Here is a 21,958-nt window from a genome sequence, read left to right as displayed (position 1 = left end):
CGCGGTACTCAGTTATAGGCCTGTAACGCCCGCAGACAAAGTGACGAACGCACACAGTCATCCTGCGTGAAGGACACCACTGACACCATATCGTCATCCCGGAAACGGCGCAGCACATCAGCCAGCCCTGACGGGACATTGCCCGGCAAATCACACTGGCTGACATCACCGTTAACAATCACTGTCACATTCTCCCCCATCCTGGTCAGGAACATTTTCATTTGTGTGACAGTCACGTTCTGTGCCTCATCGAGGATCACCACCGCATTCTCAAAGGTTCGTCCGCGCATATAAGCAAACGGCGCGATTTCCACCTTACCTATCTCCGGGCGCAGACAATACTGTAAAAATGAAGCCCCCATCCGTTTCACCAGAACGTCATACACCGGCCGGAAATACGGCGCAAATTTTTCACTGATATCCCCGGGCAGAAAGCCCAGATCCTCTTCCGCCTGTAACACCGGACGGGTGACAATAACCCGCTCTATTTCCTTATTGATCAGTGCATCTGCCGCCAGTGCGGTACTGATAAAGGTTTTGCCGCATCCGGCCTCACCGTTGGCAATAATCAATTGTTTATGGGCTATCGCCCTGATGTATTTATCCTGTGCATCATTTCGCGGTAAAACAGCACTGTTGTCGCGTTTTTCCCGCGCCATGCCGATAGCTTCCACCCCACCCGCAGGGATAAAAACCGCCACATTATCATCATTAAAACGTGCCCTGCGCGACTCTTTCCGGCTCATTCGTTTTGCCTCTTTTCGTGCTCTGACTACCGCTTTTTGTCTGCCCATAATCTTAATCCTGTTGATTTCTGATGACGGAGTAACTGAAACAGTGAGTTGGCAACCGGCGGCTCCCTTCAAGCCATGAGTGAACATTCAGATAAAAAAAAGCCGGTGATAAATCCGCCCTGTTGTTCAGGGTATTTATCACCGGCCGGTACTGTCGTTCGTCTGTATGTCGCATTCGTTATCCTCAGATGACAAACTAAAGCGAACACTAAACTGACTTTGTGACAGTATAATGACAATACTTTCTTTTCAGCAATTAAAATCTGCGGGCATTTAACATTTTTGCCACATTTCTGTTATCCGCCGCACATCAGCGCGCTTTGCAGTTCTTCGCCATGCTGTAGCCTGCGATCTGTGCGGAGGCGGCATCAGGGAACATCTCAACATTCTTACTGCTGATCCGGTTATAACCAGGGCAATCCGGAAAGTGGTAAATTTTACTGTTGCGATTACCACGGATACGCTGATCCGTTGCTTTTTTTTCTGCTTTCGGCGGTACGTTAACCGGTGTCACCGGCACGGACGGCAGACGGGTAAAAATACCGTCAGCACTGTTGATATGCCCCGGCTCCCAGCGACGTTCGCCGGTCACAAACGGGTTTGACTGCCCGGTCACCGCCCGGATCCGGCGATCCCGTTCCCGCTCGGCGGCAGACGGCGGAAATTCGCTGTCCCACACCATCAGTAATTTTTGCTGCTGCTCTGACATTGCCAGATCGTAGCGGTCATGCATATAGAACCAGACCCGTGCCACTTCGCCTTTGACTTCATCGCGCGGCTCGAAAACCCGCTGTTTAAAATCCACCCGGCTGGTGCACTGCCCGTAACTCTGTGAACCCGCACCACGTGCGATCCCGTAGCGGAAATTGCTGCGGTCACCGTTAACTTCGCCAACGGACGGCGCCAGATTGTGCAGATCGGCTTCCATCGCACGGAATACCGGGTCCTCACTGACACAGTTTTTGCGCCCGCCGTTCTGCCAGCACTGACGCTGATGACCGAATACCCAGGCGGGGACGATATGCTCCCACTCAATCCGCTCTGCGCGGGTCACCTGAGAGCGTACACGATAACCGCAGCTGTTCAGATCCACACGACCGCCGGATTTTCCGGTCCATTCCCACTGACAGCCGCAATACAGTGTCCCTTCCCCCTGCGGGTTCCGGTTCTGGTCGTAATAAATTTTTTCACGGGCAACAATTTTTGCTTCATCAAACCGTTCCGGTGCAGTTGCAAATGCTGCGGATGAAATAATACAAAATAAAAATAATGAAAAACGAAATGATTGAAAAATGCGCATATAAATCATAAGCCAACAGAATACCAGGGGGCGGCAATTATGACACGCCATGCGGGAATTATCGCCTCAGATTTTTTATTAATCAGTCAATCCGCCGGATAAGACAATTTCCGGGCGTTTTTTTACAGAATGATTTAAATCTGAAACTTTATACTCTGCTGACATTAATCATAAATCCGGAGAATAATCATGCATCCGCTGGTCGATGAGATGATAGATGAGTTAGTCGGCACCGCCTGTGCCTATAATGACGATGAGGTTGATGTCCGTGTGCAGGAGAGCAGTAACCGGGTGCAGATTCAGATTAGTGTGACCGATAAACCGGTCATGGACATTATCCTGAATCTGACCCGCATCAGTTAAACGCGCGGACGCTTGCGGTATAACCACAAACCGGGAACAGACAGCCCGATAGACAACGCACCGACCACAAAGGCCGCCCGCAGGAAATTGCTCACCAGCATCTCCAGCAGTTGCGGGGTAAAACCGGACTGTGACAATTTGATCACCGCGAGCATTGCCATATAGGCATTAATGCCGGGAAACATCGGGATAATGGCGGCGACAGTAAAGACTTTCGGGTGCGCCAGCCACCAGCGGGACCACTGAATACCGATGATCCCCACCAGAACCGATGCCCAGAATGTGGCGGCGACGATGTCAAAACCGGCAGCAATCAGCATAAACCGGCTGCCGTGACCTATCGCCCCCAGCAGTGCGCAATATTTCAGTGCCCGTTTCGGCACATTGAATACCATGGCAAACCCGGCTGCCGGAATAGCCGCCAGCAGCATGTCCTGCGCCAGTGCGGCCAGAAAAGAGAGTACCGTCATCATATCCAGTCCCTCAGGCTGCCGAGTGTGATCGCGGTAAAAATACCGATACAGGTTGCAAGGGTGAGCAGGCTCGCCATCGCCCAGCGGGCCAGGCCGGTGTTAACATGCCCTTTGAACATATCTGCAACCGCGTTGATCAGCGGAAAACCCGGCACCAGCAGCAGCACACTCGCCGCCATAGCAATGCCGGACGTTGCCGAAAACAGCGGAATTTTCAGCATCATTCCTGCCACCATCGTGGCAACAAATGCCGTAAAACAGAAGTTAATCAGCGGGTTCATATGCCGTGCGGTCAGGACCTGACGGACGTACATCGCACAGCCGCTGGCGGCAAAGGTAATCACCGCCCCGTCCCAGCCGCCGTTATTCAGTTTGCAGAAACAGGCGCAGGACAGCGCCACCATCAGCACCATTACCCAGCGCGGATAGCGCAGCGGTTTCATATGGGCGAATTTTTTCTGCACCCCTTTGCAGTCAAGATGCCCGTGCTCCGCGAGGATCACCACATGCTGCACTTCTGTGACAATATGCATATTAATGCCGCGGTCGACCACCTTGCGGGTGGATGTCAGACAGTGCCCGTCAATAATCGTGGTGAGCACAATGGCATTCGCCGAGATGGCACAATCCACCTGATCGGCCCCGAGCGCCTTTCCTGTCCGTCCCGCCAGCTCCTCCACAAGCATACTTTCCGCACCGTGCTGTAACAGCAGCAGCCCGCACTCGATACACAGACGGGTGATAGTCCGCTGCATATCCTGTGTAATCTCTTTCCCCTGTCCCATAGTTTTACCGTTAACCGTTGATGGTCCGACTTTCCCGCTATTCTAATTCTTTGTATTAACAACTCACTGGGTTTGATCAATAGTTTGATAATAAATAGTCTTACTATGCCGTAATTGCAGTATGGCAGGGAAACCGGCTATTGAGCAATCCGGCGCGGCGTGGTTAAATCAGAACATATCACTGTCACCGGAGCCTGTATCTGTTATGTCATCCACCCCGTCACCATTAACCCCGAAAGGGCAGCGCCGCCGTCATGCCATTCTCACCGCCGCTGCGGATGTTTTTATCCTTCATGGTTACGAAGGTACGACTCTGGATATGATTATTGAGCAATCCGGCGGATCACGATCCACACTGTATACCTCTTTCGGCGGGAAAGAAGCATTGTTTCTGGCTGTCATAGATCATCTTATCAGCGGGATTTTTGAGGATAATAAAGAGGAAAAACCGGAAACAGCGCCCGATGCGGAGACACTGTTATATACCAGCGGCAGGCGTTACCTGTACAGTATTGTTCACCCGCAGTCACTCGGCTTATATCAGCTGATTCTGGCAGAATCACAACGCTTCCCGCAAATCAGTGAACAATTTTACCGCGCCGGTCCGCTGCGCGCTGCACAACAACTGGCGGCCGGGCTGAAAACACTGCCCGGCATCACCGCATCGGAAGAAACATTACTGGCTGTTGCCGCCCGCTTTCTGGAAATGCTGAAAGCCGACCTGTATCTGCCGGTTTTCAGTCATCATCATAATAAGCCGACAGCGGAATTTATTGAAAAACAGCTACCGTTATCTGTGGAAATAACCGCCTGTTACCTCCGCCACACATTAACACCCCAATGAACAGCGGTTACTATTAACATCTGCCTTCAGGCGGTCACTTCCGCCGCCTTTGCCCGTGCCGCTGCCATGTCATCAGCAACAAACACCGGCACACCGTAGACTGCACCGGCCATCGGTGCGAATTTCTCCAGCTGCGCTTTATCCCCGGTTTCCTGATTGACGGTCAGGATCATCACGCTGCAATACGCTGCCATTTTCTCTTTTCCGGTTTTCAGCCAGCGGCGGACATACTTACGCGCATCCATATCTTCCTGGGTATCCGGCTTTTCCGGCCCGTCTTTCGGCGGATAAATTATTGCAAACGGGATCTGCTTATCCAGCAGCGCATCCAGCTCTTTCACCCACTGTTCTGTTTGCGCCATATTTTCCGGGAATGATTGCATTATTACCACCGGGAAGGCACCGGTATCCATATGAACAAAATTAACTGCTGACATAATAACTCCGTAATCTTTTTTGTATTTATCGGTACATTATTATTCCGGCAGAAATCTGTCAATAAATAAGAATGCGTTTCAATTGCATCAGCACAAATTGTGCATTATCTGCCCGCAGGTGCCCGGCTGTGTTATTCTTATGCATAAAGTAAGTAATTATTCTGAGATTCATCTTATTCTTATATATATCCCATGATATTTCGGGTCATATTGACTAATTATTCATATCCGTTCCTGCCTACAACATAAGGTCTATAATGAAAAAGCTGACACTAATTACCCTGGGATGCCTGTTCTCTGTTACTGCTTTTGCTGCCAATGCCAGCAAAGTTTGTGATGAATATTTCACTGAAATCGACGAGATGGTCAAACTCGCAGAGCAGGAAGCCAAAGGTGATGCTGATGCGACTGCACAGATCACTGCCATGAAACAGCAGCTGGAAACCGCAAAAACACAGATTAAATCTGTACCGGAAGAGACTCAGGACATGGCGTGTCAGCAGGGCCTTGATGCACTGAAGGAATTCAAAGCATCGATGGCAAAACAGTAATTCTGTTTTCATAAAAAAGGTCCGCGAACGCGGACCTCAGGCCGTTGACAAACCCGCAGGAGTTGGCGACGGCCGACAAAGGTTGTAAAAATAAACCAGGAAAATCAATTTATTGATTTTCGGCTGATAACACAAAGCAGGAAAAACCACGTTTTATCCTGCTTTGTCTGCAATCTCAGGTCCGCGAACGCGGACCTTTTCGTTTTCATCGTTATCTTCAGCGGACAACCAGCACGGAAACCTGTGCATGTGCCACAATCCCGGAGGCGGTTGACCCCAGCAGATGGGTTGAGATACTCGGGTGGCGCGAACCGACAACAATCAAATCAGCATGGATCTCTTTTGCTTTTGCCAGCACTTTGTCTCTCGGTGTGCCGTAATCCACAAAATAACTGACCTGCTCTGCCGGTAAGTCCACTTTCTCCGCAATCGCTTTTAACTCATCTTTTGAACGGGCAACCGCTTTTTCCGCAAATGAATTCAGTAATTCATAATGATAGTTATAGCTTATTGAGAATTTCGAAATATCCGGTACAGAGTGAAACAACATCAGTTTCGCCTGTGACATCTTCGCCAGATAAATCGCGTGTTTCAGGGCATTACTCGTCAATACATCTTCTGTCACATCAATAGGAACTAATATCGTTTTATACATACCATCCCTCATTGTCAGTCCAATGTGTATTTGATTTAAGTATAGGCAATAAACCGGGAACCGCTGTGCCTGACATCATAAAATTTCACTGCCTTTTTATGATTTTGTGTTTTTTATCCGGAGACAGAATCACAAAAAAAGGCCGGCCAAAGGCCAGCCAAAACAGACTACACAATTAAGAAAATAGTATTTTCAGTTTAATAACAGGAGGTATACTTACCAGCCGATAGCAAGGCCGGCACCGAGAACGGCACTGTCTGAATCATTCCAGGATACGGAGCCGCGTAAATTAACATCACGGCGGACCTGATACTGGGCACCCGCAGCTAACGCATTACCATTGCGGTAATTACCGATACCAATACCGGCACTGAAATCGGTATCCGGGGTGTAAGGAATATTCGTCATTGCCGCGACAGATGCAATACCGGCATTAGCCTGTTGCGCGTTACGGTCAATACGTTTATCCAGTGAATCAAAACGTGAATTATTCGCTGTCTGAATTTGTTCAATCCGGCTGTCGGTATAATGGCGGCTGACAGAAACAGTTTCGCGTCCGGCATTATTGATCGTTGTATTTATTTCTTTTTTTGCTTCTGTCACTGCATTTTCTGTGAATTGGTTCCCTGATGTAATGGCACTTTTCTTCGCGTTATCAATATTCTTGTTGGTTTTTTCTTCTGACTTTGTGATTTTTTCTTCTGTATATTTCTGACTCTTATCAATCACACTCTGTCTGGTATTTTCTATTGTCGTGTTGATCTCTTTATTATTTTGATTGATCCGGAAATCTGTATATTCCACTGCTTCGATTTTCGCGTGATTTACCTGCCACACGTTCGCTGCATCTGTTGACTTGATACCTTCCTGCACATTCGTGATACGGCGTTCCTGCCCTTTTCTCCCGACAGAGACAGTATCTTTTTGATCTGAAATTGAATTTGGCCCGATAGCATTCGAGTTAATGGCGCGGACGTCACCTTCATCAATAGGACCAGCCTGTGCATATCCAATCGCCACTAAACATAAGGCCAGTGCTGTTAATTTGTTACCGTTTTTCATTAAAATTATTTCTCATTTATTGTTTTTAGGTCAGCATACATATCTGCCAATTGAGCAATTGGCGGTCTCATTTTGTGAGGTGCGCAAGAATATACATTGGTTTAATCCAAATAAACTCATATTTATCTATCAAATAAATCGGAATTTCCGAGTTAAATTGAAAAACAATCTGGTATTACCTGTTAATATTGTGATTTTATTAATTATTTTAAAAAATGTAACGGAGAGTAACTACTCTTTTCATAAATTAATTTGATTATTTATCGTACAAATAAGGATGAAAAACCAGGAGAAGTGTAAAATACAGAGTATTATTCACCTGTATTTTCAGATGAGACAGACAGATAAACCGGAAAAATAAATGCGGATGAGAATTACTCTCTTAATGAGTAATGCAGATGGCGGCGGGAAGAACAAAAAAATACCGGTGGCATCATCGATACCACCGGATACAGATTACAATATCAGCGGACAACCATCACCGAGACCGGTGCATAACGGACAACACCGCCGGCGGTGGAGCCCAGCAGATGGGTGGAGATATTCGGACGACGGGAACCGATAACAATAATATCGGCTTTTACCTCTTCCGCCGCCTGGATAATTTCATCGCGCGGCGAACCGAACGTAATAGTGTAAGCAAGACGCTCCGGCGGCAGATCAATAGAATCCATCAGCATATGAATATCTTCTTCCGCTTTAATGGTCGCCTTATCTTTTATTTCCATATAGCCCAGCGCATACGCATTAATAATCGCGGATGAGATCGGCAGGACATGGACAATATGCAGCTTAGCCCCTGTTTCTTTCGCCAGATAGAGTGCATGGCGGACAGCCTTACTGGTCAGTTCTTCTTCTGAAATATCGATAGGAACCAAAATTGTATTATACATACTGCCTCCTTGAATAAATCATGCGATATGTTGTCACTATATTAAACAGCGAGGAAAATATCTGTGAGATTGATACCGTTAACTCTTATTTCCCTGCGTTTCCGTTATCAGACGGTTACGGATTAACCGCACATAATCAATAAGTTCATGAGCGGTTAATCCGGCAGGACCAATACCGGCAGCCACACATTCATCCGCCGCCGCACCATGCAGCCAGACACCACCACAAACCGCTTCCTGCACCGGCACCCGCTGCGCCAGCAGACTACCGATAATGCCGGATAACACATCCCCGCTGCCGGCAGTGGCCAGTCCGCGGTTGCCACTGTGATTACACCATAATTCACCGTCCGGTGAGGCAATCAGACTGTGGTGCCCTTTCAGTACCGCCCAGCAGTGATACTGATCTGCCAGCGCCAGCGCCGCCGCAGGGCGATCCGCCTGAATATCTGCCACGGTGGTATGCAGCAGACGGGCGGCTTCCTGCGGATGCGGGGTTATCACACATTTATCATCCAGCGCGATGCCCGGCGTGGCGGCCAGAATATTCAGTGCATCCGCATCCAGCACCTGCGGTTTACCGGACTGCATAAACGCCGCCTCCGCAAGGGCACGGCTCTCTGTACTCTGCCCCAGTCCGGGGCCGGTAACCTGTGCGGTCAGCGCGGGGTCATCCGCGAGGGCGCGGGCAGTACGCAGCATCAGCTCCGGTGCATTCTCAACAAACGGCACCGGCAACTGCGGCTGATTAAACCCCAGGATCACTTTGCCGCACCCGGTTTTCAGGGCGGCGCAGCCGGCCAGAATAATCGCGCCGGTCATTCCGGCCGCCCCGCCGGTGATCCCGAGCGTACCGAATGTGCCTTTATGGCTGTCTTCCGGACCCGGCATTTTTAATACCGGGTAATCGCGGGTTATGGCATTGATATCAATAATATTCATCTGACTATTTTGCCTTTTTCAGCGGATCATGAATGCACCCTGTTTATCAGCATAACGGGAAAATAAAAAAGAAGGTAGAGCAGTGACGGGCAGATCTGGTATTCTTTGCGGCTGATATATCCGGGACTGATAAATATAACGGTTGAGGTTAACCATGAATAACGCATTTAAAACTGAAAACGATACTGAAACACTGGCTGCAGAAGTGACCTGCTTAAAAGCACTGGTGACATATTTACTGAAGGCGGTGGGTCAGGCGGATGCCGGCCGTATTATCGTCAATATGGAACGCCAGATCAGCGAAATTGATGATGAACATCTGTCCGGTACCTTTAAAAATACCATTGCACAGATTAAAACTGAGTACCGGAAATAAATTCCGGCCTGGCAATTAATGCTGTCCGGGGATAATGCAACGAATCGCTAAAGAGAGAGTGCGCTGTTTGTGTCAGGATGATGTTCCTGTACTAAATACCCTTTCTTTTTTATTTTCGTTTCTGTCCGCACGCTGTTATACAACGTGCGGACTTTTTTTATGCTGTACGGTCATTTCTGTTCCGTTTTCACTTCTTTCAGCAGGCGGACAGCAAATAATCCGAGTATTGCCACACCGGCCACCAACACCCCCCATAACAGCCAGGTTTTCCAGGCAAACGGTGGCGGAGCCTCCGGAGCAGGCAGCAACTTCGCTTCCCCGCCCAGTGTGACCACCTTTTCTGACACATCCGCCCGCGGAATTGCATCCTGATTATTCAGATTATTGCCCGGCAGAAGCTGGGACAACGGTAAAAATGCCGCACTGGCATCATGCGCCCCCCACACCAGCAGATACGGTGCGGAACCCTGGGCGTTGAAGGTCAGATATTGTGCGTATTTAACCCCGGTAACCTTCGGTGGTGTTTCACGCCAGCTGCTGTTAATCGCCGTCAGCCTGACCTGGCGGACCGGCAGATCATTCAGCCGGATGTTACTGTTGCGGTTTTCCGCATCATCCGACACCAGTGAATAAAGCACTTTATTATCCAGCGGCAGCCAGTTCCCTTCTGTACCACTCCTGTATTCTATCCGTACCGGCAGTACCGTATTTTCCTGGTCAATATGAAAATCCAGACGGCTGAGACTCTGTGTATTCGGCAGACTGTAAATCATACTGCCGTCAGTGTCCGCAGCGGGCACAAAATCAAAACGGTTCACTTCACGGCGCTCCACAGTCCGGGAACTCATCCCTTCTGCAGTGGTGATCTGCGGTGGTGCCTGATTGTTATCTCCGGTCACTGAAAGCAGCCAGTATTTCGCCCTGCTTTCATCACCGCTGATATAGCCCGGAATTTTTATCTGTTGTGCCAGCAGTGCGTCCTCACCGGATTTCAGATCCATCAGTGGCACATCGAGGATCACCGGCGACCAGTTTTGTTTGTCATCACTGCTGAACAGTGAGGCTTTGGCCTGCATATTACCGGTCTGCTGCGGCCAGTTCAGTGTGACTTCCCGCAGCGGCAGCGGGAGCTGCTGTTTGTTATCCGGCACCAGCAGATAAGTCGCGGTGGACGGACGCGCCAGGCTGTCCGCATTATCATTGTAAATCGTCAGTTCCGTGCCGTTATCCGCTTTCAGGCGGATTTTGCGGTTGCCGTCCTGCTCTTCTGCCCGGCTTTGCGACAACGGATAAATAACGAAGCGGACACGTGCGCTTTCATCTTGTACCTGCTTCGCCGCCGTCAGTGACATCGGCACCGGCGTACCGGAGCTGTCAAAGATACGGATATCCCGCAGATCCGGCCAGGCACTGTTGAGCCAGACATTATCCGGTACAGTCAGCCGGTAAAATGGGGCATTTTCCGCCCGGAGCTGTAACTCCGCCCCCTGATTAAAATCGTTCAGTGTCTTCGCCGGCGTGTCCGCCCGGGCAAAAGTTGTCACCGATGTCAGCACCGCCGCCAGGAGAACAGACCCGGTATGCCATTTGCGGCGCAGCACTGCTTTTTTACCTGTGATCATCCGTTATTTTCCTTATTATTCTGTATGTCAGTGCCCGTCTTCGGCGGTAACGGCGAGAAATATCCCACAACCAGTATCAGCAGTGCCACCCCGATAAAGGCACCGGCTCTGGCAAGCCCGCTGCTCTGGTTCATATCAACCACAAAGAGTTTAAGAATCACCACGGCAAAAACAGCCGCCCCGGCCAGCCACAGATGGCGTTTATGCCGCCGGGTTGCGGTGGTCATCAGGATCACGGCTGTCAGTGCCCAGACAATCGCCAGCGTGGTCTGGATAAGACGGGACTGCAGCAGCGCCGCGGTTGTCCATGCGGTGCCGTCCGCAAAGGCCAGTGCGCGGATCAGAATACCGTTCGCCCACCAGATACCAAGCACAGCGACGGCAATACCCAGACCGCGCACCACATCTGCCCGGAAACGGACTTCCGGAGTGGTCCGTATCAGCGCATCACGCAGGCACCACAGTGCAGCAAGCCCGAACAGCCCGGCTTCATCCAGCGGGTTCAGGAGCGGCACATACTGCCAGAGCGACAACTGGCCATCCTGCATATTTCCGGTAAACAGCGCCAGCGCCAGCAACGCAGCCAGCGGATACGCACTCTGCCAGTACAGTACGGCATGATTGTCCATCGGCGGCCGGCGCAGGCGCTGCATAGCATAGAGCACGAAAAATACGCCGCACGCCGCCAGCATGGCAATAAAGTAACCCCACTCTTCCATGCCCCACGGCAGCTGCATTTCCGCCCACATCACTTCGGCGGCGACCAGACCGATGACGGTCCAGAGTGACGCGCCGTGCATCAGGTTGCTGACAATGCGCGGTGCCTGTTCCGGCAGCAGCCGGATAAAGGTGATCATACTGCCGATAACCAGCAGCCAGATAAAGCCGCCGTACAGCGAACCGGCCGCATGTGTTCCGGTAAGCATATAGTCACACAGTATCAGCAGGCTCACTATCCACAGCGCACTGATACAGTAATACAACTGAGTCCACTGCACTTTACGCGCCAGGAAGAACCAGCTCCAGACCGAGATCACAAGCCCGGTCAGTACATATTCCTCACCGGACAGTAATTCACCCGCCGGTGATAACCACGGCAGCATCCACAGCCACGAGAGCCAGGTGATCATGGCCGGGATAATCAGCAGTCCGGAAATCAGTTTGCTGCGGTTCATCAGGCGGAAATGGTGATGAAGCGCTCCGGCAACCAGCAGCCCGCCCCACTGGAAGATATACATCCAGGTGCTTTGTTCAGACCACCAGATGAAGTCCATACTGTAGAGCAGAGAGGCAAAGCCGAGCAGCACCAGTCCGGTCGCGCTCCAGCCGACAATCCGCTGTTTTTGCAGACAGGCAAACCACAGTATCGCCAGCCCTTCAATCGTCCAGGCCACGGATGTCCATTGCGGCGACAGTGCCAGCGGTACTGCCAGCGAGATAAAGCCGATACTGAGCAGCAGAAAGCCGAGTGACAGGCGCTGCCCGTCTGCGCGGAAGCGGCGCAGACTGACTACCGCCAGCAGCAGATAAAGCAGCCCGAAGGCCAGCGATGACATTGCGGTACCGAGATAGAACGGCTCCGTAATGGCATATTGCAGGGAAAACGCCAGCACCGGCGGTGCAAACAGCAGCACCGAGTCCACCATCAGCTGTTTTCGTCCGTCATCTGTCCGGACATGATGCCGTGCATATTGCTGCGTCAGCAGCCCGTAGACCACCAGATTCAGAATAATAAAGATCTGACAGTTCAGGTAATACTCCGGCTGGTAGTTATCCACGCCCCAGATCACACCGACCACAAAGGTAAAGGCGAAACCGGCGATATTCAGCACCCGCCAGCCCTGCCAGTAATTCATGACCAGAATGGAGACGGAGAGCATCAGATAATAGGAGAACAGCGCGATATAGTTACCGCTGCCGGTGGAGAGCAGCACCGGCGCCGCATAGCCGCCGACCACAGCCAGAACCGCCAGGCTGACAGCGTTTTGTATCACCGCAAAGAAAACCGATGCCAGGCAGATAACCACCATCAGCGCCAGTGCAAAGGCCAGCGGCAGGAACTCATAAAGCTTATAGGCGGCAAATATCGTGATATAAAACGCACCGAGGCTGCCGCCCTGAACAATCAGGCTGTACAACCGGTTTTTATGGCGGACACACCAGCCGACAACAAAGAGTGTCACTGACAAGACCGCCGCGCCGATCAGACGGACTTCCGGTGTCAGGATATTATTTTCGATACTGAATTTCAGCAGATAGGAGAGGCCGATAAACAGCAGCAGAATACCGATTTTGGCCGGGAGGTTGCCGTTAAGCAGCCATTCGAGAATATTGGCCGCCGGGCTTTTGCGCTCCGCTGCTGCCGTATCCGCCGGGAACGGTATTGCCGCCGCGATAACAGGTTCCGGTTCAGAAACAGGATCAGGTTCCGGTTCATACTGCACTTCCGGCGCCGGCTGTGCCGGGATCGTTTCAGACAGCTCAGCGGCCTGAACGGTGGTCTCCGCCACCGGCTGACCGCCGGTCAGAGCATTCAGCTCGCGGCGCAGTGATTCGGTTTCCTTCGTCAGAACACTGATCTGCAACTTCAGCAGCGTTGTGCGCCGCAGCGCCGCAACAGCAATAAACGGCGTCACAACAATGAGCGCCACTAGCACAAAACCCCAGAAGAGTAATGAATCCATGTTTATCCTGTTTTTCAGTCTTTAACTTAGAGTGTAGACAATTTTTAATTTCCGTTATCTCACATACTGCCTGTTATGCTGCTAAAAATCAGGTGAATAAATCCGGGTATTTAACAAATACCATAAAATGCTGTTTTATCCCGTTAATCCGTTGTTAAAACACCGGAAACATCTGCGGACGCACCAGTTTCACACCTGTTTTGACTGAAAATCATTTTTCCGGATTTTAAATATTGACTGTTATCACAAAAAAGGGCAATTTTGAGATACAGATCACAACAATAAAAGGACACTCACTATGCGATTTTTAGCCCGCTTCTTAAAAGAGTTAGACAACGTCACTGCGTCCTTCTGTGTGGTCACATTCTACCGCAACCGTCTCTGACGGACAGACTGAGCATTTTTGAGCTGTATCGGTTCAAATCAAATTTAGTTTAAATGTTAAATTTAATTTGTGCGAAAGATTGACACTCATCAACAAAGTGCTAAAGTTATGTCATCGAATTGTGAGAACGCAATAAACAAGAACGCAATTATGTTACCTGCAATAAAAAATATCAGACGTTTTATCTCAGAGCTCAATAAAATCGCCCGTATTATATTCTGAAGATAAACGCACATCGTTTTCAGGCTCCCTCAGCGGAGCCTTATTTTTTTCTGCCTGTACCCCATCCTCCTCTGAAAGGTTTATACTGACCGCATTATTTTTTATGAAATAAGGAGCAACTGTCGTTATGCAACATGACATCCAGCGTCTCAGAAGAATTCGTCAGACCCCGCAGATGCGTGATCTGTTCCGGGAAACCTCATTAAGCCTCAATGACCTCGCGTTACCGATTTTTGTCGAAGAAGGCGCTGATGACTATAAAGCCATCGACAGCATGCCGGGCGTTATGCGCATTCCGGAAAAGCGACTGGCCTACGAAATCGAGCGGATCGCCAAAGCCGGCATTAAATCCGTCATGACATTCGGTGTTTCACATCATCTGGATGCAACCGGCAGTGATGCCTGGGCGGAAGATGGTCTGGTTGCGCGGATGTCCCGTATCTGTAAAGAGACCGTGCCTGAGATGGTGGTGATGTCCGATACCTGTTTCTGTGAATACACCAGCCACGGGCACTGCGGTGTGGTGCATGACGGCGTGGTGGATAACGACGAAACCCTGCATAATCTCGGGTTACAGGCGGTGATTGCCGCACAGGCAGGTGCTGATTTTATCGCCCCTTCTGCCGCCCAGGACGGCCAGGTACGGGCTATCCGTCTGGCACTGGATGCCGCCGGGTTCCATCAGACCGGGATTGTGTCCTACTCCACCAAATTCGCCTCTGCCCTTTACGGCCCGTTCCGTGATGCTGCCGGCTCCTGTCTGAAAGGCGACCGCAAAACCTATCAGATGGATCCGATGAACCGCCGTGAAGCTATCCGTGAATCCCTGATCGATGAGCAGGAAGGTGCGGATATGCTGATGGTCAAACCGGCCGGTGCTTATCTGGATATTCTGCGTGATGTGCGTGAGCGTTCAAATCTGCCGCTGGCGGCCTACCAGGTGAGCGGTGAATACGCAATGATCAAACTGGCCGCACAGGCCGGTGCGATTGATGAAACCCGCGTTGCGCTGGAAACCCTCGGCTCCATCAAACGCGCCGGGGCAGATTTAATCTTCAGTTATTTTGCCCTGAGTCTGGCAGAGAATAAGATCCTGAGCTGATTGTACAAAAGCTCATGCTGACAAGCCTGTGGTAACGGGCAGGTCAACGAAAAGCATGCGCGTCATGGATGACGCGCCTGAGCGCACAAGGATGTGTTTACAGCGACTTTTCGTTTTGCCCGTTGCCGTCAGGCGCAAACACCGGACTTACAAACTTCACTTTTTATTCTTTTCTTCCAGAAATGCCTTCAGCACTTTAGCCTGGTTATGCTCTTTATCCTTTGCCGCAAACAGCAGTGTCAGATTGCCCTGTACCGCTTTTGCCACCAGCGTTTGCCAGCTTTGCGGCCTGCTCGCCAGCTCCGCACGGTAACGCCGTTCAAACTCCGCAAACTGATCACTGTTGGCATGGAACCACTTACGTAATTCTGTATCAGGCGCAACATCCTTATTCCATTCATCGTAATTCAGATCGGTTTTTTTAATTCCGCGCGGCCACAACCGGTCAACCAGTACCCGGTAACCGTCACTTTCCGCGACCTCATCATAAACCCGTTTGCAGAAAATCATACTGCTGCTCCTTTAACCTGTTTTTCATGAGCCAGTAACCAGGCTTTGCGGTCAGTCCCTCCTGCATAGCCGGTCAGTTCACCATTTTTGCCGGTAACACGGTGACACGGCACCAGCACGGAAACCGGATTCATCCCGTTGGCCCGCCCGACGGCCCGGACAGCGCGCGGTGAGGACAATGACTCCGCCAGCATACTGTAAGTAACGGTACTGCCAAACGGCACAGACAATAATGCATCCCAGACTTTTTGCTGAAAAGGCGTTCCCGGCAGCACCAGCGGAACGGTAAATATCATCCGTTTACCGGCGAAATAGTCCTGCAGTTGTGACTCCAGCAGCGCCAGGTGAGGATGATTTCCGTCTGTTACCAGCATGTTCAGCCGGGCTGAGACCAGCTGTAAGGTATCTTCGCGGCGGTTGTCTTCCGTAAATTCCAGAAAACAAACACCCTGCTCTGTTGCCGCTGCCGACATTTCACCCAGTACTGTGCTGAATTGTGTACGAAATATCATCAATATTCCTTTGTTCTCCGTACATCACCGGCAGATGTACCGTTTTCTTTACGAAACTGTCTATTTTATGAGTTAAAATTGATTTTATTGTGCTCAACTTCTTTTGAGTGAAAACTTGATTGAACTCACACTAATGAGTAAAGTACATCCCAACGATACAGCACATTAACTGTACCAGTTTAGATTAACAGATAAACACATTCACCTGAGTATTGAACATTATTTTCAGAAATAATGGAGGAATTGTTATGGCTAAATTAATTAAATCCACAAAAACAACTTTTGATCGTATTACCACTGCAGTTATGACAATTTCTGTACCGCGCTTCTTTTAATTAATACGCGACAAATTGCCGGTGCCACTGTATTTATGCGGCACAAAAAAAATCGACAGCCTGAATGCTGTCGATTTTTTTATTGGTGCTATTCCGTAAAATAACCGGTTATTGCGCACTCTTACTGATGTCCGGCACTTTTGCCAGATCAGCGGCAATCTTAACGGTTTCATCAAGATACGCGTCCGGCCCTTCATAATCTTTCGGCAGTGCCTCGAGATTTGCCAGCGGTTTCTTGCCTTCACGGGCATAACGTTCATTAATCCGTTTCAGCTTAATCCCTTCCAGTTCTTTATCTTCTTTATCACGCTTCGCGTAATTCAGGGAAATAATATACTGAGTCGGCTTATTGGCTTTAAACCGTGCCAGGTCTTCGTAAATATAAGCGAATTCCGGATCGGTTTTTGAACGTTCCTGATATTTCTGTGCCAGTTCAGGTACTGCTTTACGGATAATATCCGTCTGTGAATACTGCGCCGGGGCAATGCTGTCCCACGGTAATGCATTATCTTCAAAACTTTCACCGATATCGTCGTTATCAAAGCCGGTCGGCATAATGATATCCGGCGTTACCCCTTTGCGCTGGGTACTGCCGCCGTTAATACGGTAGAATTTCTGGATAGTATATTGCACAGAGCCTAAGTCCGGCCATTCAGGACGCAGCATCTGGTCGTAAATACGGCTGACAGGACGGTGCTGCTGCACGGTACCTTTACCGAAAGTCGGCTCACCGACAATCAGCGCACGACCGTAATCCTGCATGGCTGCCGCGAAAATCTCAGACGCGGATGCGCTCAGGCGATCAACCATCACCACCAGCGGGCCTTTGTAATAGATAACATCATCGCTGTCTGCATCTTCACGGACACGGCCGTTATTATCCCGCACCTGCACCACCGGACCACTGGTGATAAACAGACCGGACAGATCAACCGCTTCTGTCAGCGCACCGCCGCCGTTACCGCGCAGATCGATAATCACCGCATCCACTTTCTCTTTGGCCAGTTTCTGCAGCTGGGTTTTGGTGTCATTGGTCAGACCCACATAGAAGCCCGGAATATTGAGCACCGCGACTTTCTGGTCGCCGACCTGTTTGATGGTCATTTTCACCGCTCTGTCTTCCAGGCGGATCTGCTCACGGGTCAGGGTCACAATACGTGGTTTGGCCCCTTTGGTATCACCCAGCACTTCCAGGCGGACTTTACTGCCTTTGGCACCTTTGATTTGTGATACCACATCATCCAGGCGCCAGCCGACCACATCCACCATCGGCTTACCGGCCTGGCCGACGGCCAGAATTTTATCCCCGACCGCCAGTTCCTTGCTCTTCAGCGCAGGACCACCGGCGACCAGTGAATTAATCACAGTATAATCATCGTCCATCCGCAGCACGGCACCGATACCTTCCAGAGACAGGCTCATTTCAGAGTTAAACTGCTCGGTATTGCGCGGGGAGAGATAACTGGTGTGCGGGTCAATCTCGCGGGCAAACGCAGTCATGATCAGCTGGAAAACATCCTCACTTTTCGTCTGTGTCAGACGCTTCAGAGCATAGGTATAGCGCTTGGTGAGGGTCTCTTTGATTTCATTGTCATCTTTGCCGGACAGTTTCAGGGTCAGCCAGTCATATTTGACTTTGGCATCCCACAGTTTATCCAGCTCGGCTTCCGTCTGCGGCCACGGTGCTTTGCTCCGGTCCACATCAATGACATCGTCGCCGTCAAAATTCATCGGCTGTTTCAGGCGGTTCAGTGCGTACTGAAAGCGCTCAAAACGGCGTTTTTGTGACAGGTTAAACAGATCGTATAACGGCTGTAACTCCCCTTTGCGGAGATAGTTGCCGACATCTGCTTTGTTTTTACTGAATTTCGCCACATCAGACGCCAAGAAGACGTTGTGGCTGTAATCCAGCAGATTCAGGTAGCGTTCCAGAATTTTCGCTGAAAATTCCGGGTCCAGCTGAAACTGGCGGTAATGGGAATGCAGAAACCGGGACGTCACACGCTCACTGACCGTGGAGTGCTCCGGTGCCTGCTGAGTATCCGGCAGCTGGCTGATTTTAACATCCGGCAGCGCAGAGGTGCCGGTTTTAGCCATCGTATTGCCGGTTAAACTAAATCCGATGAGCAACGCCAGGGGTAAAAATTTGTTCATGCCTCGGTTGACTCCGTATCAGAATTTTAAGTGTTCCGCACGCACGATCATTGCCAACCCTGAAGGCAGCTGAACACGTACACCGTCTTTGGTGATCTCGAGAACCTGCGCATCCATAACGCCGGAGCCTACTGTCACCTTCAGTTGCTGCCCCACCTTCAGTGCCTGAATATCAGTGATTGGTGTCAGTTCAGACTGAGATTCGGGACGTGGTGCACGTGGTTTACGTGGTGCATCAGCGGATTTCGGCGACGGAGCTTTACCGGTACGCGGCGCTTTAGGCTTATCCGTACGGCTGCGGCGGGAGGAGTCAGCGGCGGCTTTATCTGCCGGACGCGGTTTTTTCTCACCGTCCTGCTCACGTTTCTGCGCGCGCTGCGCCTGGACTCTGGCTTTCGCTTCCGCTAACTGGGTACGGGCATGTTCAACATGTTCCGCTTCCAGATCGCCGCAATCGTTACCATCCAGGTCAACACGTTTAGCCCCTTCTTTAACGCCGTACAGATAGCGCCAGCTGGAGGTGTACATCCGCAGTGCGGTACGTAACTGTGTTTTACTGATACCATCTTCTTCAGTGATACGACTGACGATATCGCGGAAGATGCCGATTTTCAGCGGACGGGCTTCGCCTTCTGCCACAAAGCATTGCGGGAAGCGCTGAGCCAAAAATGAAATAATTTCTTTACTGCTATTCAACTTGGGTTGATTTTCCATGAATTTTCCTGATTACAACGGTGCTTTGCCAACCAGCAGGCATGAACAGGCGTCATTATAATAGTGTTGCAGACAAATGCTATGCTCCCGGAGGCCTAACTTGCGATCATTTCACGATATTTCGGCATAAAGCACGTTGCCAGATGTGCGCAGAGCACGTCATTCAAGGCTTTGAGACCAATTTCATCATTATTATCAAAACGATTAAAAACCGGGCTGTCGATATCCAGTACGCCGATAATCTGACCATTTACCACGAGCGGCAACACTATTTCTGAGTTACTGGCCGAATCACAGGCAATATGTCCGGCGAAATCATGCACATCATCCACACGGATAACCTGCCCCTGAGCAACCGCAGTTCCGCAGACACCACGACCAACCGGAATGCGGACACAGGCCACTTTCCCCTGGAACGGCCCCAGCACGAGGGTATCCCCCTGAAGGAGATAGAATCCGGCCCAGTTTATCTGTTCCAGCTCGTCAAAAAGGACGGCACTGACATTGGACAGTGTCGCGATGACATCTTTTTCATCACTGATAAGCGATGTTAAACGGCGGGTTAAATCCTGATAAAACGCGAGTTTATTCATGTGTCACACTACAGTTACGGGTTAATTATCCGGTTAAAGTAATGTTTAATTTATATCAAATAACGGGGCAGCCCTATAGGATTATTACAAATCCTTTCGCATTTTTTCGTGAAAATGAGGGAGAAGAACGGCGGGAATAAAAAAGAGACCGGATAAAGTCCTCTATCCGGTCCAGGGAAAAAGGCTCATAGCGAGCCGTGCGCTAAAATTGCCATTGAAAATATCGTACAACCTACATGATTAAGATTAGTCGGTTTGGTTACATATGCAAAATATTTATTTATCAAATCGTTAACATATATCTGATTTAAATGGCTTATATTTCAGCTGGTTAATTAATAACCGAATATTAATCGTTAAATTTCATAATTAATATGTGTTATTTATCACCACACAGCGCACCGGCAGCTTCAATAATCGGGGTAAGATCCATGCCTTTTTCCGCGTCTCCGGTTTGTTTTAATGTGATAACTGAGAGATCAGTCACCTTTATTTTTTGCTCTTTTGCCTGTTGTGCCGCCACATCATTCAGAGGATACGACATCAGTGTGGACGGATTAATCACCCACAGTGCATTTCCGTCCCGGCAGTTGATCATCACTTCCTCACGGGTAAACGGCCACTTTTCACCAAACTCAAACTTGCTGATGGTTTTCAGCGGCGCAGCCTGTGCCGCACCTGCCAGTAAAAGAGGAATTAATGCCAGAGCTTTCTTCATAGTGTGTCCCGGTTGTCAGCCTGCCCGGCGTTATGCAGGCTGATAAGTTGCAAAAATCGCCACCATTAAAATGGCCAGTGTGCCGAGAATTATCTCAACCCAACTGTTAATCATCAACAGGCGGAAGCGGCCCGATTGTGCGATTTTCGGTACCACCGCATAACGGTTTATCACCGCCAGAAGCACCATCGTCAGCACCAGCCCTGTTTTCAGCCATAACAGTGCCTGATAATCACTGCCGCTCCACTGCGGCCAGTCCGGCAACAGCAGCATGGTGCTGATAAGGCCGGTTACCAGTACCAGAAAGACAGCGAGATGCCCCAGGTTTGAAAAACGGATCAGGGTTGCCACCACTTCTTTCGGCAGTCCCTGTGCGAGCTTGTCACGCCGCAGCAGGATCAGCAGACAGACCAGGAACGGCCACAACCCGCCGAACCAGTAAGCAGCACTGAGCAGATGAACAACCTGATTAAGCTGATAAAGCCGCCCTGTCCAGCCGCTGTACAGCATACCGTGGCCGGTAAAGGCATGCAGCGCCAGCATCACTGCGGCACAGCTAAGAAACAGACAGCTTTGCGCCCGTCCGGACGGCAGCAGCAGTCCGCCGCAGAGAATAACGGCAAGCACCAGTTGCCAGCGCCAGATCTCCCCGAAAGAGGTGGAAAGCACCGCAAGAATAATATCCGGATCCTGCATATCCGCCCAGCCGTCCCCCATCAGTGCCGCCTGCAGCAGCAGCCAGAGGAACGTTGTCAGGGCCGTAAACACAGCTGCACTGCGGGCGGTATAACGCAGACGGGCCCGCAGCAGCAGCGCCACCCGGTCACCGGGCAGCAGAACAGAGAACAGGCCGCATCCCGCAAGGAGCATCACGGCCGTAAAATGAATGAAGCGGCAGATAATCAGCAGCGCTTCCGGTGTCAGTTCCATAA

At 50.4% G+C, this 21,958-nt stretch carries 23 protein-coding genes; 5 read left to right on the top strand and 18 right to left on the bottom strand.

Annotation, left to right across the window (positions count from 1 at the left end):
* Positions 1–8: 8 nt before the first annotated feature.
* Together phoH and AB7038_RS07675 are read right to left on the bottom strand one after the other, a co-directional pair.
* Positions 9–794: a phosphate starvation-inducible protein PhoH gene (gene phoH / locus AB7038_RS07680; protein ID WP_369453055.1), complete on the bottom strand. Its 786-nt coding sequence runs from the start codon at positions 792–794 to the stop codon at positions 9–11.
* 310 nt (positions 795–1,104) lie between these two features.
* Complete coding sequence (locus AB7038_RS07675) at positions 1,105–2,103, bottom strand: endonuclease (RefSeq protein ID WP_369453054.1); 999 nt, start codon at positions 2,101–2,103, stop codon at positions 1,105–1,107.
* Positions 2,104–2,283: 180 nt separating this feature from the next.
* On the opposite strand from AB7038_RS07675, the gene AB7038_RS07670 reads away from it, so the two are divergent.
* Positions 2,284–2,457 carry a hypothetical protein gene (locus AB7038_RS07670; protein WP_349417920.1) on the top strand — a complete coding sequence of 58 codons (174 nt, stop codon included), beginning with the start codon at positions 2,284–2,286 and terminating at the stop codon, positions 2,455–2,457.
* Here AB7038_RS07670 and AB7038_RS07665 read toward each other — a convergent pair.
* Together AB7038_RS07665 and AB7038_RS07660 are read right to left on the bottom strand one after the other, a co-directional pair.
* Positions 2,454–2,927: a threonine/serine exporter gene (locus AB7038_RS07665; protein WP_072868770.1), complete on the bottom strand. Its 474-nt coding sequence runs from the start codon at positions 2,925–2,927 to the stop codon at positions 2,454–2,456. The two genes, AB7038_RS07670 and AB7038_RS07665, sit on opposite strands and share 4 nt — an antisense overlap.
* Positions 2,927–3,715: a threonine/serine ThrE exporter family protein gene (locus AB7038_RS07660; RefSeq protein WP_004239502.1), complete on the bottom strand. Its 789-nt coding sequence runs from the start codon at positions 3,713–3,715 to the stop codon at positions 2,927–2,929. Before AB7038_RS07660 ends, AB7038_RS07665 begins: the two co-directional genes overlap by 1 nt.
* A gap of 205 nt (positions 3,716–3,920) precedes the next feature.
* On the opposite strand from AB7038_RS07660, the gene AB7038_RS07655 reads away from it, so the two are divergent.
* The gene (locus tag AB7038_RS07655; RefSeq protein WP_349417919.1) at positions 3,921–4,559 is read left to right on the top strand and encodes a TetR/AcrR family transcriptional regulator; all 639 of its coding nucleotides are present in this window, start codon (positions 3,921–3,923) and stop codon (positions 4,557–4,559) included.
* A 26-nt stretch (positions 4,560–4,585) separates the two neighbouring features.
* Here AB7038_RS07655 and AB7038_RS07650 read toward each other — a convergent pair whose 3' ends face one another.
* Positions 4,586–4,996: a hypothetical protein gene (locus AB7038_RS07650; protein WP_072867740.1), complete on the bottom strand. Its 411-nt coding sequence runs from the start codon at positions 4,994–4,996 to the stop codon at positions 4,586–4,588.
* A 257-nt stretch (positions 4,997–5,253) separates the two neighbouring features.
* Here AB7038_RS07650 and AB7038_RS07645 point away from each other — a divergent pair, with 257 nt between their 5' ends.
* Positions 5,254–5,547 (top strand): DUF5339 domain-containing protein, encoded by a 294-nt coding sequence (locus AB7038_RS07645; protein ID WP_004237358.1) that lies wholly within the window; start codon positions 5,254–5,256, stop codon positions 5,545–5,547.
* Positions 5,548–5,764: 217 nt separating this feature from the next.
* Here AB7038_RS07645 and AB7038_RS07640 read toward each other — a convergent pair whose 3' ends face one another.
* From AB7038_RS07640 to AB7038_RS07625, 4 genes are all read right to left on the bottom strand, one after another.
* Positions 5,765–6,202 (bottom strand): universal stress protein, encoded by a 438-nt coding sequence (locus AB7038_RS07640; protein WP_004237359.1) that lies wholly within the window; start codon positions 6,200–6,202, stop codon positions 5,765–5,767.
* Between the two features lie 216 nt (positions 6,203–6,418).
* Complete coding sequence (locus tag AB7038_RS07635) at positions 6,419–7,264, bottom strand: YadA-like family protein (RefSeq protein ID WP_368888459.1); 846 nt, start codon at positions 7,262–7,264, stop codon at positions 6,419–6,421.
* A 464-nt stretch (positions 7,265–7,728) separates the two neighbouring features.
* Positions 7,729–8,157 (bottom strand): universal stress protein, encoded by a 429-nt coding sequence (locus AB7038_RS07630; RefSeq protein WP_045139394.1) that lies wholly within the window; start codon positions 8,155–8,157, stop codon positions 7,729–7,731.
* 78 nt (positions 8,158–8,235) lie between these two features.
* Positions 8,236–9,099 carry an NAD(P)H-hydrate dehydratase gene (locus tag AB7038_RS07625; RefSeq protein WP_369453053.1) on the bottom strand — a complete coding sequence of 288 codons (864 nt, stop codon included), beginning with the start codon at positions 9,097–9,099 and terminating at the stop codon, positions 8,236–8,238.
* A 154-nt stretch (positions 9,100–9,253) separates the two neighbouring features.
* Here AB7038_RS07625 and AB7038_RS07620 point away from each other — a divergent pair, with 154 nt between their 5' ends.
* A complete protein-coding gene (locus tag AB7038_RS07620) occupies positions 9,254–9,475 on the top strand; it encodes a DUF2594 family protein (protein ID WP_004237362.1) in 222 nt (73 codons plus the stop codon).
* A 170-nt stretch (positions 9,476–9,645) separates the two neighbouring features.
* On the opposite strand, the gene AB7038_RS07615 is transcribed toward AB7038_RS07620, so the two are convergent.
* Positions 9,646–11,097, bottom strand: coding sequence for a DUF3999 domain-containing protein (locus tag AB7038_RS07615; RefSeq protein ID WP_368888461.1), 1,452 nt, complete (start codon positions 11,095–11,097; stop codon positions 9,646–9,648).
* Positions 11,094–13,781, bottom strand: a complete 2,688-nt coding sequence (locus tag AB7038_RS07610; protein WP_369453052.1) for a DUF2339 domain-containing protein — start codon at positions 13,779–13,781, stop codon at positions 11,094–11,096. The genes AB7038_RS07615 and AB7038_RS07610 overlap by 4 nt, the downstream gene beginning before the upstream one ends.
* Positions 13,782–14,515: 734 nt before the next feature.
* On the opposite strand from AB7038_RS07610, the gene hemB reads away from it, so the two are divergent.
* Positions 14,516–15,490: a porphobilinogen synthase gene (gene hemB, locus AB7038_RS07605; RefSeq protein WP_046892269.1), complete on the top strand. Its 975-nt coding sequence runs from the start codon at positions 14,516–14,518 to the stop codon at positions 15,488–15,490.
* A gap of 156 nt (positions 15,491–15,646) precedes the next feature.
* Here the strand turns inward: hemB and AB7038_RS07600 are convergent, their stop codons facing one another.
* From AB7038_RS07600 to copD, 7 genes are all read right to left on the bottom strand, one after another.
* Entirely contained in the window at positions 15,647–16,000 is a 354-nt protein-coding gene (locus tag AB7038_RS07600; protein WP_368888464.1) for a DUF488 domain-containing protein, read from the bottom strand.
* Positions 15,997–16,512 (bottom strand): methylated-DNA--[protein]-cysteine S-methyltransferase, encoded by a 516-nt coding sequence (locus AB7038_RS07595; RefSeq protein ID WP_369453051.1) that lies wholly within the window; start codon positions 16,510–16,512, stop codon positions 15,997–15,999. The genes AB7038_RS07600 and AB7038_RS07595 overlap by 4 nt, the downstream gene beginning before the upstream one ends.
* A gap of 443 nt (positions 16,513–16,955) precedes the next feature.
* Positions 16,956–19,001 (bottom strand): carboxy terminal-processing peptidase, encoded by a 2,046-nt coding sequence (gene prc, locus AB7038_RS07590; protein ID WP_349417914.1) that lies wholly within the window; start codon positions 18,999–19,001, stop codon positions 16,956–16,958.
* Positions 19,002–19,019: 18 nt separating this feature from the next.
* Positions 19,020–19,715 carry an RNA chaperone ProQ gene (gene proQ, locus AB7038_RS07585; RefSeq protein ID WP_072867724.1) on the bottom strand — a complete coding sequence of 232 codons (696 nt, stop codon included), beginning with the start codon at positions 19,713–19,715 and terminating at the stop codon, positions 19,020–19,022.
* A gap of 95 nt (positions 19,716–19,810) precedes the next feature.
* Positions 19,811–20,308 carry a GAF domain-containing protein gene (locus tag AB7038_RS07580; RefSeq protein ID WP_004237372.1) on the bottom strand — a complete coding sequence of 166 codons (498 nt, stop codon included), beginning with the start codon at positions 20,306–20,308 and terminating at the stop codon, positions 19,811–19,813.
* 379 nt (positions 20,309–20,687) lie between these two features.
* The gene (locus tag AB7038_RS07575; RefSeq protein WP_004237373.1) at positions 20,688–21,026 is read right to left on the bottom strand and encodes a YebY family protein; all 339 of its coding nucleotides are present in this window, start codon (positions 21,024–21,026) and stop codon (positions 20,688–20,690) included.
* 30 nt (positions 21,027–21,056) lie between these two features.
* On the bottom strand, positions 21,057–21,956 hold the full coding sequence (gene copD / locus AB7038_RS07570) for a copper homeostasis membrane protein CopD (protein ID WP_368888466.1): 900 nt from the start codon (positions 21,954–21,956) through the stop codon (positions 21,057–21,059).
* Positions 21,957–21,958 lie beyond the last annotated feature (2 nt).

Origin of the sequence: Morganella morganii, from assembly GCF_041099235.1 — a bacterium.
In the GTDB taxonomy this organism is placed as follows: domain Bacteria; phylum Pseudomonadota; class Gammaproteobacteria; order Enterobacterales; family Enterobacteriaceae; genus Morganella; species Morganella morganii_E.
The sequence above is the reverse complement of the archived record's forward strand: the minus strand, read 5'-3'. Positions and strand labels throughout refer to the sequence as shown.